Source organism: Methylomusa anaerophila, from assembly GCF_003966895.1.
In the GTDB taxonomy this organism is placed as follows: Bacteria; Bacillota; Negativicutes; order Sporomusales; family Sporomusaceae; genus Methylomusa; species Methylomusa anaerophila.
Map to the genome: position 1 here is coordinate 2698052 of NZ_AP018449.1, position 18007 is coordinate 2716058.

An 18007-nucleotide genomic window follows, 5' to 3' on the forward strand; every position below is an offset into this window, starting at 1 on the left:
GCATAATCCTATTTCTGTCCCGCGGCAACAGATCCCATATAATTGGAATCCAGAGAACAACGGTAGCGTTTTCTTGGGATAGAGAGCTTCGATTCAGGTCGGCTTGCAATCCTCGCAAAACCCAAATACCTCCAGATTATGGCCCATTACATGAAAATTTTCATCTTCAAGCTTCGGAATGAACTTCTCCATCGGGCAATTAGCCATTGCTATGATTTTGTGGCAGTTCATGCAGACAGCATAATGCTTATGCTTGAAACGGTTTAGTTCATACACTGCCATTTCATTATTCATTACATTGGTTTTAATCACCATGCCCTTTTTTACGAAAAGCTCCAGTATCCGGTAGACGGTTGACATCCAAGCCACATCCCCGCTTTTCTCCATTTTAGAGCATATATCCGCAGCACTTAAGGGTTTTTCGGAATTTTCAAGTACTGAGAGCACACTTTCACGCTGCCGCGTTCTCTTTATTCCCGCAGGCCATCTATTCTGTTTCTCTTTCACTGTATTCACCTCATTCTTTTTTAACCAAGGGCTGTACAGCATCTCCAGTATTCGGCATGGATTTGCTGTATTTCTAAAAAGCGTGCTCTCAAATTCTTTTTATATGACACGTAAATGCGTTTTATTCGCATTTAAACTTATTATAGAGTGCGAACCCTGTAAAGTCAAGTTTTTGCGGGTGTTAGCAGGATGCTGGGATATGGGCGTCATTAGCATCGGGTGGTGCGCAGCTTTTTTGTGAGCAAAACCAGGACAAGGACGGCAACGGAAATCAGAGCGGTAAATCCACCGGGAGCTACATCGAGATAATACGAAATAAACAGCCCGAGCATGATGTCAATTATGCTGAAAACGATTGAAAATATCAAGGTTAGCTTGAATCCCTTTCCGAGCTGCAGCGCTGTGGCGACGGGGAGGGCAATCATGGAACTGAGTACCAGCACGCCAACGATTTTTATAGATATAGAGATTGCAGAGGCCACGAGGATGGAAAAAATATAATTGATTAATCCTACTTTTACGCCGGCTACTTTGGCTGCCTCTTCGTCATAGGCGATATAAATCATCTGATTGTATAGAAAAATCAGCGTCAAAACGGAAATGGCACTGAGGACCAGCACCATGATCATATCAAACCGGGTCACGGTAAGGATACTGCCGAACAAAAAGGAATCAGCATTTGCGTGGAGCTTGCCGGAGCTGATTATGGTGATCGCGGTGCCCACGCTCAGGGAGAGCACAATAGTGAGAATCAAGTCGGTGTACTTTTGGAAATAGCTGCGCAGAAACTCAATCAGCGCACCACAGATAGATGTAAAGACAAATGCGCCAAGTATGGGGTTTTGATTTGACATTAGCCCGATTGCGACACCGGCCAGCGAGGCATGGGATAATGTGTCCCCGATCATGGAATAACGGCGGAGCACCAAGAAGATACCGATGCAAGGGCATAAAATCGAAATAAATATAGAAACGAAAATTGCGTTTTGCATAAAGCTATAACTAAATATCGTCATCGCTTTTCCCCCCTGTTTTTCAAGAATTCGTCTACATATTGCCGAGGGGTGCAGAGGTGTCCCTGCCCACACATCAGATGATAAATTAAGGTTGAGTTTGAAATTGCGGCATCCAGGTTGTGTTCTACGGAAACAACAGTAATGCCGTTTTCTTTGTTTATTTTTTTCAAGAACTCATAGATCTCTTTTTGGCCGTTAATATCCACTCCGGTCGAAGGTTCGTCCAGAATAAGCAAATCCGGTTTTCCCAATAGTGCCCGCGCAATCAGTATTTTTTGGTTCTGCCCCCCAGATAGGGTACCCATCAAGACGTCTGTAAAATCAGACATTCCAACCTGCTCAAGCGCGTCCGTAATTATATCTTTGCTTTTGATTTTCAATAACTTGCGATAAGAATTCAGTGCTTCATAGACCGTAATGGGAAAATTAGAATTTGAGAAATCATTTTTCTGCGGGACATATCCGATCCTCTTTGTCTGAACTGCGATGCGTCCGCTTGTGGGTTTTATGAACTTTAATATCAACCGCATCAGCGTACTCTTTCCACTGCCGTTTTCACCTACTACCGATACATACTCGCCATTGCGTATTTCCCAGTTAATACCGTCCAGCACATACGGCGGCGAACCTGTATAGGAAAAAAATAAATTATCTGCCTTGATCACGAACAACACCCTTTCCGAATACGAACCATAAGTCTTCTTTGTTGCAAATGCGCGTCAAATGCAAATGCGCTTCATTTGCACTTGACAATTATATCCTCGCACGCTATCATCTATTATAGATGCAAATAGGAAGCATTTGCAAGTATAATTTCTGGAGGCGGATAATATGTTAAAAAGATGGGTTGCTATGCTACTCTGCCTGGTTGCCATTGTAAGTTTTTCAGCGTGCAGTAGCAATTCGGACTCGGCAAGTAAGCGAGGAGGAAGCAATATACCGGGGAGCGGTGCGGAAGAAAAGATCAAAGTGTCTGTCACCTTTGATGCAATAAAGGAGTTTGTTGCAGCTGTCGGAAAAGACAAAGTGGAAATTTCAGTGATTATCCCTGCCGGAACGGAACCTCACGATTTCGAACCAAAGGCACGGGATCTGGCAAGTCTGAGTGCCGCTAAGGTTTTTGTCTATAACGGACTCGGGATGGAAGCATGGGCAGAAGAAGCAATCCAAGCCGCAAATAACAACAATCTGATTGTTGTGGACGCATCCAAGGGAGCCGATGTTATCACAAAAGAAACGACGTCGGAAAATCATGAGGAAGGCGCGGATCACAAAGAGGGGCATGACCATGGGAAGTATGATCCCCATCTGTGGCTGAGCTTAAAAGGCGCACAAACTGAGGTGAAAAACATCAAGGATGCGCTTGTCCAGGCAGACCCATCTAATAAAGATTATTACGAACAGAACGGCAATAATTTTATCTCTCAGTTGGGAAACCTTTATAACGAATATAACGGTAAATTCCAGTCCGTGGCGAAAAAGAACTTTGTGACAGGGCATGCCGCTTTTGGTTATCTCTGCCGTGACTTTGGCTTGGAACAAAACAGTGTTAGTGATATTTATGCGGAAGGAGAACCTTCAGCGCAACAACTGGCCAAACTCGTAGAATACTGCAGGGCAAACAACGTAACGACCATTTTTGCCGAAGAAATGGCAAGCCCGAAGGTCTCACAAACGTTGGCCAATGAAGTCGGCGCAAAAGTAGAAACCATCTACACGATTGAAAGCGCCGAGGATAATATGACATATCTGGAGCGGATGGAGAGAAACCTATCTAAGATTTACGATAGCTTGACCAAATAGGCGATTTACTTTACTATCGTCACTTCTAAGCGGCACACCAATGGGGATTATGCAGCGAGTGCTTTGATAAGCTGAAAGCCGCCTCCACAATATAATAAGGGTTTTGGAAAAAGAGGGCTGCTTGAAGGCAGAAAAAACACAGGCAATAGAGATCATTAAGCGCGGAAGGGCCTAATTTGGTGTTCTAAACACGAATTTCAGGCCCTTTTGCATCTCTTTCGCTAATTGCCGCTAGCGGAATTAATGTTAATAATATAGAGAAGTATGCCGGAACAGGGGTAGATGTGATTGCCACTTCAAACCTTTTTCATGGAAAGCCACTTGATATTGGCGTAAAAATGAGCATGCGTTAGTCGAACTGGCAGATGTTCAACCTGCCCCGGGTTGAAGTGACAGAGGCATCTGTCCTCTTAATTAAGTTTTGGTTAAATTTATCATAACGTAAAGGAAATTATCAAAACATATCGAAATATATCAAACAAAAGTAATACATAGTTTTAAGAAGAAACCCGCTATAATTAGGGGTTTTTGTGTTTTGCGTGCAGCATGACGCGAAAATGATTACAATCCATGACAAAGTAGGAGATAAAGTATCTTATGCCGCTATTCGGCTAGCTAGAAAAGGTTACATTCGTTCTCTAACTATGTATTTTAAAACAAGCGCTGAGAGGTCGTTATCATCAAAAAGCGGGAAACGGAGTGTAGCTGTCATGAAAAAAATAATTACCGGTTTTTCCACCTTTTTTATTCTGTTGGTTTTGCTTGTTGTTCCCCATAATATGGTGCAGGCTGCGGAAGAACAAACGGTCGAAGACTATCTGGCAACAGCAAAGCAGTATTTACAGCAAAAGGACTATAACGGCGCGTTAAAGGCCTGCGATCAGGGGCTGAAATTGGATCCACAATCAGTAAAAATCTATGAAATTCGCGGGGATATATTTACCGCTCAGGGTAACACGGACAAAGCCATTGCCGATTATAATCAGGCGATTTCCCTTGGATCTAACAGCCCGCGGATATATTTTTCCCGCGGTAATAAATTCCTCATGAAAGGGATGTTTGATAAGGCGATAACTGATTGCAATACGGCCCTGGAATTAAGGCCAGACTATTACATTGCTTACATTCTTCGTGGAAATGCCTATTATTTCAAAGGAATGAATGACAAAGCACTGGAAGATTTTAAAGCCTATTTCCGATCCGCTCCTTCCGACGACCCGGCGCGGGCGTCAGCGCAGAAATTGCTGCCGGAAGGTTTTGGTGTTGTCAATACAGGGGGGACAACGAACGTCAGACGGGTGGGCAAAATTAAGCCGGTAAGTCCTGATGTTGGTAATGTTACCATGAATAAACTGCTCATAAATGGCGTTAGTAATAATGATATGTCAACAGTTAAAATGGCGGTTGAAGGTGGCGCAAATGTAAACATATTTGGATCGTACTACAATACAGTGCTGATTATGGCCATGGAAAAAAATAATATAGAAATGATTAATTATTTGATTGATCATGGCGCTGATGTAAATGTACATATAGAACCATATGGATATCTTAATGGATATTTTGAAACACCACTAATGATAGCTGTGCGGGCAAACAATATTGATCTGGTTAAAATACTGATTAATGCCGGTGCCGATATTAATGCTTATGACCCACCGTACAAAAAAACACCACTATTTTATGCTTTATTCCACAAAAATACAGACATTCTACAATACCTGATTGCCCAAGGTGCTGATGTCAATTTTACCCAAAGCGATGGAACAACTCATTTAATGACGGCAGCAGCGAATAATAAATTGGCAAGCGCCAAAATACTGCTCGAAGCAGGAGCCGACCCTACTAGGAAAAACAAGGATGGAAAGACGGCATTAATAATTGCAATTGAAAAAAATAATAAAGAATTAATTGATTTATTATTGCCGCTAACACCGCATTAAAATGCTGTTAGCAGGCGCAGTTCGTTTTTCCCTTTATTTTTATTAGTATGCTGTTGCCCCATCCCGCTCTGGGGAGTATAATTTGAAGCGGGACGGGGATACCTCGTTCATTACAACTAAATAGGGAGGCTGGTGGAAAATGCTTAATCATGACGCCCAACTCGGCGTATTGCTGCTGCCTGGAGCAGAGAATACAAGAGTTGCCAAACATTGTCGTGACGCATAGCGCCCGCCTCCGGACAAGAAAACCCGCGAATTTCGCGGGTTTTTGTTGCCGGTATCGCCGCATGCAATGCATCAAACTCCGGATGGCAGTTTCCCGTATGGAATATGCTTGCCAAATAATCGTTCAGGAATTAAAATATTAATAAATGTGTACATTATCTAATAAATGTACATTATCTTAAGAAGGAGGAGATTTCCCATGCAATGTCCTGTTTGCAGCAAACAAATCCAAGACGAATTTAAATTTTGTCCGCATTGCGGTAATAAAGTGAACACATCCTGCGCCGGATGCGGGAAAAGTTTGCAACCTGAGTGGGTCACCTGCCCGTATTGTGGTTTGGCTGCGAAGGGACAGGCTGCACAGTCAACCCCTTCCCAGCCGTCGCAACACCCGCAGAATCCGCAATACAATCAATATCCTCCCACATATCCGCCCGGTCGTCGGGACTATCATTCCGGTTCATCGGGGCATCACCAAAGACGGAAGAAAGGCTTGCTTGGCAATTTTTTTTCCTCCTGAAGTCCTTATCGCCAATCAACGGGTATCATGTTGAGGCGCTGCTAGGTGGCGGAAGTTACGGAATGGTGGTAAAAGTCATAAAAGCGGGCCGTTATTACGCCATGAAGGTTTGTTCCCAACAATACTTGCGGCAGATACGCCAACCTCCTTGCGCGGCCGCCGATTTGTGCCGCCGGGAGGCGGAGGTGCTTAAGTGCATCCGTCATCCAGAAATTCCAGGGTACGTTGACTTTTTCCAGTACGAAGGCTTATTTTGCTTAGTAGAAGAATATATGCCCGGCGACACACTGGCAATGGCAATTAGCAGTGATTACCGCTACCAGGAAGAGGAAGTAAGAGAAATTATCTTAAAATTACTGTTGATCCTGGAGTTTCTTCACACGCCGACTGCGGGGAAACCTGCCGTCATTCACCGGGACTTGCGGTTATCTAACTTAATCATGATCGACGGGCGCCTGGTTCTTATTGATTTCGGTCTGGCATACCGCATACAAAATTGCAGTGATATGGAGTTGTTGGTCCAATGCCAGATGGCTAGAACGGACGTGGATGATTCACTCTCTTATGTTGAAAATCGAAACGGTTTTTCGCTACAGAGCGATTTGTTCGGGGCCGGAGTGGTCGCAGTTGATCTTTTTACTAATTCGGCAATTGGGGACGAGGGAACCTCCTGGGAACAGAAAATACCGGTTTCGCGGCCATTTATATTATACATTCGGAAGTTGCTAGGGGTCGAGGGCGTGTTTGCGTCCTGTTCTGAAGCAATGAAATATTTGCGCTCAATTTAGAGGTCAATCGCTTGCAAAAATAAGAAAGAGACCGTGTTGAAACGTAAAAAGTTTCAGCGCGGTCTTTTTGTCTATTGCTGCAGATAATTTTTTGATTGACCTTGCACTTGCTGCTGCAGGGTGGTGAAACTCTGCTGAATGCGGGTATATTGGTCTTGGGGAGCCGGTTCTACTTTGTACCAGCCTTTTTGATTCATACAGTCAAATACGATTTTTTGGTTTTGGAAGCTTTTGTTTAGTATTTGGGTTAATTGTGAGCGTACATTATTATTGGTGCTTTCTAATATTGCAGTGCAGAGTGTTGTTGCTTCTGTCTTCAATTGATAAAGCAGCGCCCCGATCCGTTCCATGTCGCGCTTTGATTGCTGAGTTTGCTGTGCCATGTTAGATTAACCTCCTATTGTATTTGTTTGTTGTTAATTACGATGTTTGACAGTATTTGTACCCATTGCTGGTGGTCCTGGGAGAGTCCTTGCAGCACTGCCTTTAGCTGCTGGTCATCTGTATTTTGCGCTCTATGGATGCAGGTTTGATTTATGGATTCGAACAATTTGCCAAGGTCTTCAAGATACAGTAGTTCTTTTGTGGTCAAATTCATATCAAGTCCTCCTATGTGCGAAAATGTAGTTGCATACTATTAAGTATAGCTTGTATACTCTTTTGTAGTTTATACGCGGTAAATCCTAAAAAAAGGACTGTTTCAGAAATATTTCTCCGATTTTCGGCGCACAGGATGGTAACTTGAACATAAAAAGAAGGAATATACTTGAAAGTCTCTCTTCCGGATGCATGATAAAAAACTTCTGCTAAATTCTATTATGAATTTGGCAGGAGTTTTCTATGTTTATGGGAAATAAAAATATATGGAACCGAATTTGATTTTAGCAAAGAAAATCGGTGAAGGTGAGTCAAAATGAGTCGAGGAACTGCCAACTGATCTCTGAAAGAACATTGAATCAATATAAAGTGGTTTTTCGTAGCGAAACGTATCAAGAGGAACAGGATACCTGCTTGACTTATACAGAGCGGTATTGTCTTTTCGCACCATTACTGTTAGAATGAGATAGTACTGCTCCCATGCAGTAGATAGTATTTTTTAGATACGATAGGAAAAATAGAAAAAACGGCAGATGATAATTGAACATGCTTTCGGCACGGCCAAACGAAGCTGGGGTGCCTGGTATGCTCCCGATAAATTTTTGCCATGAAGCTTGACTAAAAATTTGCAATTGTAATATTATAAAGATAATAGATTTAATATACTGAAAAGTTTTACTTGTTTGGGAGTGGGGGAACGTAAGTGCGAATCAAGTTAATTGGCTGTCCTTCCACCAGGAATGAAGTGATGGCGATGGAACTTCCCTCTAATGTGGATTGTGAGTTTTTGGACTTTTCCTTGCATGCCTTCCCCGACGAATTGCACAACGAGCTACAGCGTCGAATTGATGCGAGTCAGGCATACGATTTGATCATTCTGCTTTACGGGCGGTGTTCCCGCGCGGTGGCAGGGTTAGTTTCCGCCGGAATCCCGATGGTGTTGCCTGCTGTACACGACTGCATCAGCTTATTGTTGGGGTCGGATCTGCGGCGGCAGCAACTGTCCGCGCGTAATCCGGCAGTTTATTATTTCAGTCAGGGATGGCTGGAATACGGACGGGATCCTTATGCCGAATACTGCGAATATGTGGACAAATACGGAACAGCCGATGCGGGATACTTAATTCGGACTCTCTATGGAACATATCGGGGGGCGGTGTTGATCCGCACCTGCGGCGGGGGAAAAATCGAAGAATGCCGACAGAAGGTAAAAAACATTGCCGACTTCTTTGACTGGTCGGTCACGGAGGTAGAGGGGGACTTAGGCTTATTAACGGCCGTTGTCGGCGGAAAGCAGCATCCGGATATTATCTGGGTTCCTCCCGGCAAACCTGTAAAATTAGAGGAGGGGAATAGTTCTGAATATCAAAGTCAATTCTAAACCACTGACTGCAGAGGAAGGGGAAAGCTTGATGGCATCCCTGCTTCGCCATCACCAGATAAGCGTGCCTAACATCTGCAATGGGCGGGGCACGTGCGGGAAATGCAAGGTCAGAATCGTGCGGGGAGCGCCGGAACCGTTGGAGATCGAGTACCAGAAACTGAGTGCCGGAGAGCTTGCCGGCGGAATTCGTTTAGCCTGTCAGGTCCAGCCCTGTGAGGATATGGAGATTATCTGCGGGCCGACCGGCAGTGTCGACCGGAAGGAGGGGCTCTTATTCGCCCCGCAAATATGCGGCCAGCATTCTGGTTTACGACTGGAAGAAATTGATGTGGACCTGCCGTCTCTCGAGGATGAGCGGGGTGACTGGGACAGATTGTCCCATAAATTGCAGGAAGCTTGTTCACTTACCCAACCGGCGATTAGTTTGCCGTTATTGCAAACACTGGCGCCGCTGCTGCGACAAGAAAATTTTTCGGTTACCGTTGCTTTGTGGAACAATGAAGTGTTGGCTGTCCGGGGAAAGGGGACTGTGCCGGTTTACGGCGTAGCTATTGATATCGGCACAACCAATATTGCCGTTGCTCTTTATGACCTGACTACCGGTCAGATAGTGCGTCTGGCAGCGGCAGAAAATGGCCAGACTCGTTTTGGCGCCGACGTCATTTCCCGCATTGAATTTTCCAATAGCAGCCCGGACAACCGCGCTTCGTTGCGTCAAGCGGTTATTGATACCATTAACGGGTTGCTGGCTAAACTGTGTACAGCGGCGGAAATTGACAGCCGGGATATTTTAAAGGCGGTTATAGTCGGCAATACTACGATGCATCACCTGTTTCTTGGCCTTGATGTCTCCTATTTGGCTCTTTCTCCTTTTGTTTCGGTGCGCAACGATTACCTGGAGCTAAATGCCGCCGAGACAAAGCTTGAACTGCAGCCGCAAGCCAAGGTGTTATTACTCCCCAATATAGCGGGTTTTGTTGGCGCGGATACTCTGGGGGCTATTTGGGGAGCAGAGGATCTTTTGGCGACAGGATGCCACTTGCTTATTGATATCGGTACCAACTGTGAATTATATCTTCAAGACGGCTCCCGGATGTGGGCTTGCTCCACCGCCGCGGGTCCCGCCTTTGAAGGGGCGGGAATTACTTACGGCATGAGGGCTCAGCCCGGGGCCATCGAACGGGTGACGATAGACGAACAAGGGCTGACGGTTACCGTCATTGGCGGTGGGGAGGCTTCGGGTATCTGTGGATCGGGGCTTATTGAAGCTATACAGCAAATGCGCCGGGCCGGCATCATTACTCAACAGGGAACCATTATTGACCCGGAGGATCCGGAGGCACAAGCCGACTTGGTTTATGGACTTAAAGACCGCATCCGTGATGGGCAGCACGGCCGGGAGTTTGTTTTATTCTACAGTTCCGCCGGCGATGACATCGTTTTAACCCAGCGGGACATCAGTCAGCTGCAACTAGCCAAAGGGGCGGTTTGTGCAGGTATCCGGACCTTGTTGGATATTGCGGGATTAACTGTGGGGGATCTTGAAAGCATCGTACTGGCCGGAACCTTTGCCGCCCATCTTAATCTCATAAGCACAATGGAAATTGGATTGATTCCGCAAATGAGTCCGCACAAACTAAAGACAGCAGGCAATGCCGCCCATGCCGGGGCAGTCAAAGCGCTGCTGGATCAAAGAGCTTTTAATGTCCTGCGGCAGCAGGCAAGCAACATCGTTCATGTGGAATTGGGCGGAAGCAGCATCTTTAGCCAGTATTTCATGGAGAGCATGTACATTGAACCATATAAAATCTAATCTATTATTCCTATGCGCTGCGCAAAACTAAAGGAGGATGCAACGGATTTGAGGTGATGATCACCGATGATTATTGACAGAAACTTGGTTGATCTCCAAGTTCTCCAGGAAATACTGGAGAACTTCTCCAAGGCCACCGGCTTACATGTGGTAATCGTAAATAAAAATGGGGAATCCTCCGGCCTATTTAATACAGCCGAGCGCTGTGAGTTTTGCCGCTATATCCGCAGTAAGCCCGCCGGTGTGGCAAAATGCCGGGCCTCCTATAAACAGGCTACTTTGGAAGCCGCCGGCTGGGAAGAGCCTTATTTCTTTCGCTGCCGTGCCGGAATGGTCATCTGGGTTGTGCCCATCAGCCTGCGTGGTATTTCATTGGGAAGTATCATCTGCAGCCAGGTGCTGTTATGGAAACCGGACCGGTATTTTTATCAGGAACTGCGCCAATTGAATCCGGAAGTGGAAGATTTTGCCGAAATGGAAAGAAAAGTGGCCCGGATGAATATCGTTGCTCCCGAACGTTTCCAGGCTGCGGCCGACGTCTTATATGCCGCCGTCAATCAGTTGATGCAACGCGACTCGTATGTTTTGGAAAAAGTTGAGACATATAAAATGCAGCAGCAAATCCGTAATGCGTTGGAGGACCGCAAAACACGGCAGATACCCGCAGCAAAAGGTAGTAACGACTATGGCGCATACCTTCATCAGGAACGAACCTTTCTCCGCTACATTCGGCTAGGCGATAAACCCCGGGCCGAAAAGAGCCTGCAAACGTTACTGACACAGTTGTTCATTAAGACCGCCGGCGATCAGGAGATCATCAAAATGCGGATTAGCGAATTGGCGGCTTTGGTTTCCCGGGCTGCTGTGGAAGGTGGCGCCAAAGCGGAATGTGTGATGGTAATGCTGCATCAGTTCAATGGGAAGATCAATGACTGCCGGCAGATGGAAGAATATTTTTCCCACATGCAGAAGCTCGTTAGCATGTTTTTGGTTCAAAGCCTGTCGCTGGAGGATAAGAAACACAATGGCTTGGTCAATGAGGCCAAAGGCTTTATCCGGGAAAATTATTCACGGCCTATTAAAATTGACGATGTGGCGGCACAGCTGTTCATTAGCCCATCCCACCTGTCGCGTTTATTTCGGCGGGAACTCAACTGTACGGTTAATGACTATATTACCAGGGTGCGAGTGGAACAAGCCGTTGAACTTATGAAAAAACCGGAGCTCAGTGTTGCCCAGGTTTCTCAAGCGGTCGGCATTCAAAGCCAGAGTTATTTTGCGAAAGTATTCAGCAAATACATTGGTGTTGCGCCGCTGGTTTATCGCAACAGCTTGGTTTGACGGGGAGGGATGTCGTTGATTTACACTGAAATTGTTGAAAAAGTCAAGAACGGTGAGGCGGAAGCCGTGATGGAGCTTTGCTGCAAAGCTTTGTCGCAGGGGTATCCAGCCCTGGCTGTTTTGCAAAAAGGGCTGATACTCGGTATGGACAAGGTTGCGGACAAATTTAGGCACCGCCGGGTCATCGTACCGGAAGTGTTAATGTCTTCCCGGGCAATGCACGCCGGACTGGCAGTATTGGAGCCGCAACTGAAATACAAAGTAAAACGGCAGGCCGGTAATATTGTGATCGGTACGGTAGCGGGAGACCTGCACGATATTGGAAAAAATTTAGTAAAACTAATGCTGATGAGCACCGGTGCCCACATTGTCGATTTAGGGATTGATGTTACGCCGAAAAAATTTATCCAGGCTGTCGACAAAACAAAAGCGGAGATATTGATGATGGCCGCATTGTTGACCACTACTATGCCGGTGATGAAAAAAGTTATTGACGCTTTGGAGGATACGGGTATGCGCAAAGGAGTAATCGTCGCCATAGGCGGTGCGCCGGTGGATGAAACGTTTGCACGGGCAATTGGCGCCGATTGCTACTTTAAATGCGCCATGGATGCCAAAAGCTTTCTGGAAAATAATTTAGACAAAATTGTGTTGCGGCGGAAACTGGCCGTATGGGAAAACATTGCAAACTCCGCGACGCTTGAAAAGATATCACAATAGTTCTACACATAGTTCTTGGTTAAGAATTTGTATTACAAATAGTGGACTTTTAACCGGCGTAATCCATGACTGAAGAATTTAATTTGTTTTTTGTTTCACAATGTCGACTATGCACGGAATGCACTCAAAAGGATAGAAATGTATCGAATTTTCAAAACAATAGCAATGCTATAATTAAACCAGTCAAAGGTAATACTATAGAAGCTTTAACAATCAATCAATTTATTGTAAAGTCGGAAGGAGGTAGATGCACCGATCCAAGAGGATGTAATATGGGCAATGGCAGAGTAATAAAGGTAAAAAGAAGAAGAAAAACATGAGGAGGAAGAAAAAATGGATTTAAATCAACTTTCGCTTGCTGTACAAAAAGGAAATGCCGCAAAGGTAAAAGAAATAGTGAATGAAGCTTTGGCGCAGAAGGTTTCTCCGTCAGAAATATTAAATACCGGATTGATTGACGCCATGAGTGTAGTAGGGGAAAAGTTCAAAAATAACGAAGTGTATGTACCGGAAATGTTAATGTCGGCAAAAGCAATGAATGCAGGGATGCAAGTATTGGAACCTATTTTAACTTCTACCGGGGTTAAACCTATTGGTAAGGCAGTTATTGGTACTGTTAAAGGCGATTTGCATGATATTGGGAAAAACCTCGTGCGCATGATGTTAAAAGGCGCAGGCATTGAAATGTATGATTTGGGCATTGACGTAACTGCCGAAGCCTTTTTGGCTAAAGCCAAAGAGGTTCAGGCCGATCTGGTTTGTCTCTCCGCCCTGCTTACCACAACAATGCCTTATATGGAAAGTGTTGTCAAAGAATTCGAGAAAGCCGGTGTACGGGACCAATTTACGTTTGTGATCGGCGGAGCTCCTGTTAGCGAATCCTATGCCAAGAGCATTAAAGCGGATTATTATGCTGATGATGCCGTTGTGGCGGTCGATGTTGCCAAAAAGATACTGGCCCAGAAAAAATAAATCTTAAATAAATCTTAAATAAATCTTATTTAATTTATTAAGGAGGTAAAGGCAAATGGCTAAAACTTTCGATAAATTAGCTTATAATTCGCTTAATGATTTTGTATATGGGAGTGCACCCAATCCTGTCAAAACCAAACATGGACTGGTTATCGGCGGTGGCGCAATTTACCCGGAACTTAATTTCACTCTGCCCCCCATGGAAGTTACTGCTGCTAACATGCCGGAAATTAAACAAATCTACAGCGAAATGATTGACGGAGTCTTAAAACGGGCTGTTGAGTTGCATGCACCCGGACTTGTAGTGGAATTCGAAATGTTGCCGGAGATGACCCTTGTACCTGAATGGGGAATTGAAGTCAACAACATCCTGGTCAATGCCATAGCTGAATATCATGCGAAATATGGTTTGAAAGGCGCACTGCGCAGTACGCCCGGCGACGTGCGGGAATTCAAACGTCCTCCCGTTCAGCGCAGTGGTGAAATCTACCAAAACCTTCTCAGGACGATTGAAGGATCTGCTAAAGGCGGAGCCGATTTTATCGCCATTGAGACTACCGGTGGTAAAGAAGTGCATGACGAGGCCCTTGTTAATGCCGACTTGACCAAAGTCATTTTTGCATTGGGAATAATGGGTACTCGTGATATGAAGTTCATCTGGGAGAAGATCGTTGAAATCTCTAACGCAAATGGAGCCCAGGCAGCCGGCGATACTGCCTGCGGTTTTGCTAATACCGCCATGGTATTGGCCCATAAAGGCTTTATCCCGAATGTATTTGCTGCCGTCGTACGGGTGGCATCTGTGGCTAGAACCCTCGCTGCTTATGAAGCAGGCGCTGTCGGCCCGAATAAGGACTGCGGCTATGAAGGCGTTTATTGCAAAGCCATTACCGGTTCACCAATTGCTATGGAAGGAAAGTCAGCGGCGTGTGCCCATTTAAGCGCTGTCGGCAATATAGCTGCTGCTGTCGCCGATCTGTGGAGCAACGAGTCGGTAACGAATGTTCGTCTTTTGTCGGATATAGCGCCCGTTGTGTCTATTGAACAGTTAATTTATGACTGCCGGTTAATGAATTTGGCCAAAGAAAAAGGATATGGCGTTACTTTCCGGGATTTACTGGCCGATTCCGATTCCAAATGGGATCCCCAAGCTTATGTTTTGCGTCCTGATGTAGTTCTTGACATCAGTAAAGACCTGATCAAAGCCAAGACTCCTTTCCTGAGAACCAAAGCTGGCGCTAAACTGGCCATTGATAAGATCAGAAAAGCAGTGGACAACAACGAAATCATCATTGCCGAGCGGGAAAAACCCTGGTTGGATATTATGGACAATCAAGTGGAAGCTATTCCTGATGATGAAGAGAAATTCTGGCATGAAATCAAAGGCGAGTTGGAGTTGGATAAATTTATTCCTTCCGAATACGAGCTTAAGTAATCTAAATTAATTACCACTGGGACCAGCGTGAAACCCATTAACAAGGAGGCGCACGAATCGATGTTAGTTGTCGGTGAATTGATCAATTCCAGCCGTAAGGCTATTGGCGCTGCTATTGAAGCACAAGATACAGCCCAGATCCAACAAGTGGCCAAAGACGAATTCGCGGCCGGAGCCCATTATATCGACGTTAATGCCGGCATCTTTGTAGGAAAAGAGGCCGAATACCTTAAATGGCTGGTAAAAGTAGTGCAAGAAGCGGTGGATGCGCCTTGCTGCATTGACAGTCCGGACCCGAAATGTGTGGAGCAAGCGCTGGCCGTGCATAAGGGAACGGCAATGGTCAACTCTATATCCCTGGAAAAAGAGAGATATGATGCTTTATTGCCGGTAATAGCCGGAACGGACCTTAAAGTAGTGGCGTTGTGCATGAGTGACGAAGGAATGCCGGAGACTACAGATGCTAGATTGAAAATTGCTGATAAGTTAATTAACAGTCTGGTTCAAAACAAGATACCTTTGGATAACATCTATGTCGACGCACTGGTTCAGCCGGTGGCGACCAATGATTCCTTCGGCATCGAATTCCTGGATGCCATTCAGGCAATTACCACTAATTATCGGGGAGTGCACACTATTTGCGGTTTGTCCAATATTTCGTACGGTTTACCGAACCGCAAATTTATAAACCAATTGTTTGCGGTGATGGGCATTGCCAAAGGCTTGGACGGTTTGATTATTAACCCGCTGGACAAGGCCATGATGGCTAGCGTAATAACGGCGGAAACACTGGCCGGCCGGGATAACTTCTGCAGTAATTATCTTGAAGCTTACCGGCGGGATGCATTTACGTTTTAGTCATTAGTCATTGTAGCGGTAGGGGCTGTCTCCGGTAATATGGGGGATAGCCCCTTATGTTGTAAGAGATGCAAAAGGAGGAAACTATGCGTATTTTGCTTTTCGGCGGTTTCTTAGGCTCCGGCAAGACTACAACAATGCTGCAGGTAGCCAAATACCTTACTGACGTTCACCAAGAAACGGTAGCCATTATCGAAAATGAGGTCGGGGCAGCCGGAATTGACGACAAACTTTTTTCTGCCAGCGGTTTAAAGGTTAAACAGCTATTTGGCGGCTGTGTGTGCTGTCAAATTGGCAGTGACTTAATAAGCGCCATAAGTGAAATTCATGGGTCCATCCACCCGGACTGGTTGTTGATCGAAATGACCGGTCTGGCGTTTCCCTCCAAGACGGCCGCGACGATCAAAAAATATAGTACGGTTTACTCTGCTTTTAAAACAGTTACGATTGTGGATCGCGCCCGCTGGTCGGAATTGAAGTTAATGCTAGAGCCGCTTGTTACTGGACAGATTAAGGGGAGTGACCTGATTGTTCTTAACAAAACGGATCTTATTGCCGGTGAAGATGTAAAGAGTATTATAAAAGATCTAAAGGAAATTGACGCCCACATCACGGTTGTGATTACGAGCGCAATAAATGAATTGCCCCCTGACGTACTTGAGGAGATTGTTTCCTATGAGTAGTGATGCAACCGTCTTTAGCCAAATTTATCATAGAGTTTTTGAGAAATCTTATACAATCCGGGAAACGGAAGGCCTATTACGGGACTTTGTCGGATCAATCGGAAAAGCGTTATCCCATAATGAGATCATTTTGGGCCATATTAAAATATTAGCTAAACTGCCGGAACCAGCGGCGGAATATTTTATCACTTTGTCGCTTACCAGGTTGGATCAGATAGATGTAACCCCCTCAGAGCATTGGCGCAATGGCGGCGGGGTTATCTTGGACAGTTTAGAACTGTATGTGAATGTCCTTATTTTTGGACACACGATAAGTGCAGTGGAAAAGGTAGTAACTGAAACACTAAAGGATTTGGGGACGGGTAGTACTGAATGGAAGGAACCATCAAAAAACGTATCACGCAAGGTTCAACCAAAAGTTTTGCGCGGCAAAAAGCGCAATAGCAACGAAAAATAATTGCTCCCTTTAAGGTAGGCAGTAAAAACAAAAAAACTGTTTATCTGAAAGGGGAGTATTTCTTATGCCCCAAAAGAATAAAATTATCACCGGACTGTGCTCCCTTTCATATAGGGAGCTTTTTACTTTTAAAAATCATATCCATATCATACGGATCATACGGTTATGTACGGAAAAATGAAATCTATACAGCAAACGATAAATAACGATAAAAGTAAAAAAAAGAAATTTTTTGAAAAATACCTCATTTGAGGTATTTACAGCTTCAGTCTACATAGTCTAATCTTAGATAGAGATTAGGAATTCTGACTACCGAGCAATTTGTGGTCAATAAAAAAATAATAAAATAATGCTGGGATAGGTGCCTAATGAAAGGTGTTGACGATAGATTTCTGCCTAAGTGGGCAGGAGTATTTTTCGGCAGCCAGGAAGGCTAAAAAGAGAAGCCGGTAACAAGCCGGCGCGGTCCCGCCACTGTATCGGGGAGTAAATCCGCACAGATGTCACTGAAGCATAGCTTTGGGAAGACGCGGATGAGCGAAGAGCCGGAGCCAGGAGAACTGCCTATCTGACAATCGCCGCTTGACCTACGAACGATGGGGAAGGAGGTTACGAATCCTGTCAATAGGCCTTATTCCTATTGGCAGTGTAAGTGTAACGCTCTCTTTTCACAGGGAGCTTTTTTATATCCAAAATATAAGGAAGAAAGACATTATGAAATCAATCTTTCAGACACTTGTTTTTCCCGGCGATTTATAAACTGTCATCAATATTTAAAAGGCTGAAGGTGTTAAAGACGATGCCTCCCGATGTTTTTCGACTATTGCATTCATCTTATCAAGGTATCTGCATTCTAAATTGGAATTTCAAAAAAAAATATCAGAATGAGAGCGCCAAAAAGATTTTTGCTGAAAGATGTCCTGAGCTTTTTCAACAACTCGAAAA

Annotated in this window: 18 protein-coding genes, 1 pseudogene and 1 riboswitch; of the genes and pseudogenes, 14 read left to right on the top strand and 5 right to left on the bottom strand. The window is 44.9% G+C overall.

Features of this window, described 5'->3' with window-relative positions; all coding sequences use genetic code 11:
* Positions 1 to 93: 93 nt before the first annotated feature.
* The 3 genes from MAMMFC1_RS12225 to MAMMFC1_RS12235 all read right to left on the bottom strand — a co-directional run bounded on the left by MAMMFC1_RS12225 (position 94) and on the right by MAMMFC1_RS12235 (position 2188).
* Positions 94 to 507: a Fur family transcriptional regulator gene (locus MAMMFC1_RS12225; RefSeq protein WP_174234374.1), complete on the bottom strand. Its 414-nt coding sequence runs from the start codon at positions 505 to 507 to the stop codon at positions 94 to 96.
* Positions 508 to 716: 209 nt separating this feature from the next.
* Positions 717 to 1523 carry a metal ABC transporter permease gene (locus MAMMFC1_RS12230; RefSeq protein WP_197723810.1) on the bottom strand — a complete coding sequence of 269 codons (807 nt, stop codon included), beginning with the start codon at positions 1521 to 1523 and terminating at the stop codon, positions 717 to 719.
* Complete coding sequence (locus MAMMFC1_RS12235) at positions 1520 to 2188, bottom strand: metal ABC transporter ATP-binding protein (protein ID WP_126308776.1); 669 nt, start codon at positions 2186 to 2188, stop codon at positions 1520 to 1522. The genes MAMMFC1_RS12230 and MAMMFC1_RS12235 overlap by 4 nt, the downstream gene beginning before the upstream one ends.
* A 166-nt stretch (positions 2189 to 2354) precedes the next feature.
* On the opposite strand from MAMMFC1_RS12235, the gene MAMMFC1_RS12240 reads away from it, so the two are divergent.
* The 5 genes and pseudogenes from MAMMFC1_RS12240 to MAMMFC1_RS12255 all read left to right on the top strand — a co-directional run bounded on the left by MAMMFC1_RS12240 (position 2355) and on the right by MAMMFC1_RS12255 (position 6802).
* Positions 2355 to 3326 (top strand): metal ABC transporter substrate-binding protein, encoded by a 972-nt coding sequence (locus tag MAMMFC1_RS12240; protein WP_126308777.1) that lies wholly within the window; start codon positions 2355 to 2357, stop codon positions 3324 to 3326.
* A gap of 224 nt (positions 3327 to 3550) precedes the next feature.
* Complete coding sequence (locus MAMMFC1_RS22920) at positions 3551 to 3679, top strand: hypothetical protein (RefSeq protein WP_408631247.1); 129 nt, start codon at positions 3551 to 3553, stop codon at positions 3677 to 3679.
* Between the two features lie 357 nt (positions 3680 to 4036).
* On the top strand, positions 4037 to 5269 hold the full coding sequence (locus MAMMFC1_RS12245) for an ankyrin repeat domain-containing protein (protein ID WP_158618747.1): 1233 nt from the start codon (positions 4037 to 4039) through the stop codon (positions 5267 to 5269).
* Between the two features lie 424 nt (positions 5270 to 5693).
* A pseudogene (locus MAMMFC1_RS22925) lies at positions 5694 to 5771 on the top strand (zinc-ribbon domain-containing protein); the annotation flags it as partial.
* A 53-nt stretch (positions 5772 to 5824) separates the two neighbouring features.
* Positions 5825 to 6802 carry a protein kinase domain-containing protein gene (locus tag MAMMFC1_RS12255; RefSeq protein WP_232035434.1) on the top strand — a complete coding sequence of 326 codons (978 nt, stop codon included), beginning with the start codon at positions 5825 to 5827 and terminating at the stop codon, positions 6800 to 6802.
* A 71-nt stretch (positions 6803 to 6873) separates the two neighbouring features.
* Here the strand turns inward: MAMMFC1_RS12255 and MAMMFC1_RS12260 are convergent, their stop codons facing one another.
* A complete protein-coding gene (locus tag MAMMFC1_RS12260) occupies positions 6874 to 7185 on the bottom strand; it encodes a spore coat protein (protein ID WP_126308781.1) in 312 nt (103 codons plus the stop codon).
* Between the two features lie 14 nt (positions 7186 to 7199).
* Positions 7200 to 7400: a hypothetical protein gene (locus MAMMFC1_RS12265; RefSeq protein ID WP_197723811.1), complete on the bottom strand. Its 201-nt coding sequence runs from the start codon at positions 7398 to 7400 to the stop codon at positions 7200 to 7202.
* A gap of 702 nt (positions 7401 to 8102) precedes the next feature.
* Here MAMMFC1_RS12265 and MAMMFC1_RS12270 point away from each other — a divergent pair.
* The 9 genes from MAMMFC1_RS12270 to MAMMFC1_RS12310 all read left to right on the top strand — a co-directional run bounded on the left by MAMMFC1_RS12270 (position 8103) and on the right by MAMMFC1_RS12310 (position 17062).
* The gene (locus MAMMFC1_RS12270) at positions 8103 to 8780 is read left to right on the top strand and encodes a DUF1638 domain-containing protein (RefSeq protein ID WP_126308782.1); all 678 of its coding nucleotides are present in this window, start codon (positions 8103 to 8105) and stop codon (positions 8778 to 8780) included.
* Between the two features lie 31 nt (positions 8781 to 8811).
* Positions 8812 to 10596, top strand: a complete 1785-nt coding sequence (locus MAMMFC1_RS12275) for an ASKHA domain-containing protein (RefSeq protein WP_197723812.1) — start codon at positions 8812 to 8814, stop codon at positions 10594 to 10596.
* A 66-nt stretch (positions 10597 to 10662) separates the two neighbouring features.
* A complete protein-coding gene (locus tag MAMMFC1_RS12280; protein ID WP_126308784.1) occupies positions 10663 to 11937 on the top strand; it encodes a PocR ligand-binding domain-containing protein in 1275 nt (424 codons plus the stop codon).
* 15 nt (positions 11938 to 11952) lie between these two features.
* Entirely contained in the window at positions 11953 to 12657 is a 705-nt protein-coding gene (locus MAMMFC1_RS12285) for a corrinoid protein (RefSeq protein ID WP_197723813.1), read from the top strand.
* Positions 12658 to 12990: 333 nt separating this feature from the next.
* Complete coding sequence (locus MAMMFC1_RS12290; protein ID WP_126308786.1) at positions 12991 to 13629, top strand: corrinoid protein; 639 nt, start codon at positions 12991 to 12993, stop codon at positions 13627 to 13629.
* Between the two features lie 55 nt (positions 13630 to 13684).
* Entirely contained in the window at positions 13685 to 15064 is a 1380-nt protein-coding gene (locus tag MAMMFC1_RS12295) for a methyltransferase MtaB domain-containing protein (protein ID WP_126308787.1), read from the top strand.
* A 60-nt stretch (positions 15065 to 15124) separates the two neighbouring features.
* Complete coding sequence (locus MAMMFC1_RS12300) at positions 15125 to 15922, top strand: methyltetrahydrofolate cobalamin methyltransferase (RefSeq protein ID WP_126308788.1); 798 nt, start codon at positions 15125 to 15127, stop codon at positions 15920 to 15922.
* A gap of 86 nt (positions 15923 to 16008) precedes the next feature.
* Complete coding sequence (locus MAMMFC1_RS12305) at positions 16009 to 16605, top strand: GTP-binding protein (RefSeq protein ID WP_158618749.1); 597 nt, start codon at positions 16009 to 16011, stop codon at positions 16603 to 16605.
* Complete coding sequence (locus MAMMFC1_RS12310) at positions 16598 to 17062, top strand: hypothetical protein (protein ID WP_126308790.1); 465 nt, start codon at positions 16598 to 16600, stop codon at positions 17060 to 17062. The genes MAMMFC1_RS12305 and MAMMFC1_RS12310 overlap by 8 nt, the downstream gene beginning before the upstream one ends.
* Positions 17063 to 17468: 406 nt before the next feature.
* Positions 17469 to 17644, top strand: a riboswitch (cobalamin riboswitch).
* The last annotated feature ends 363 nt before the right edge of the window (positions 17645 to 18007 follow it).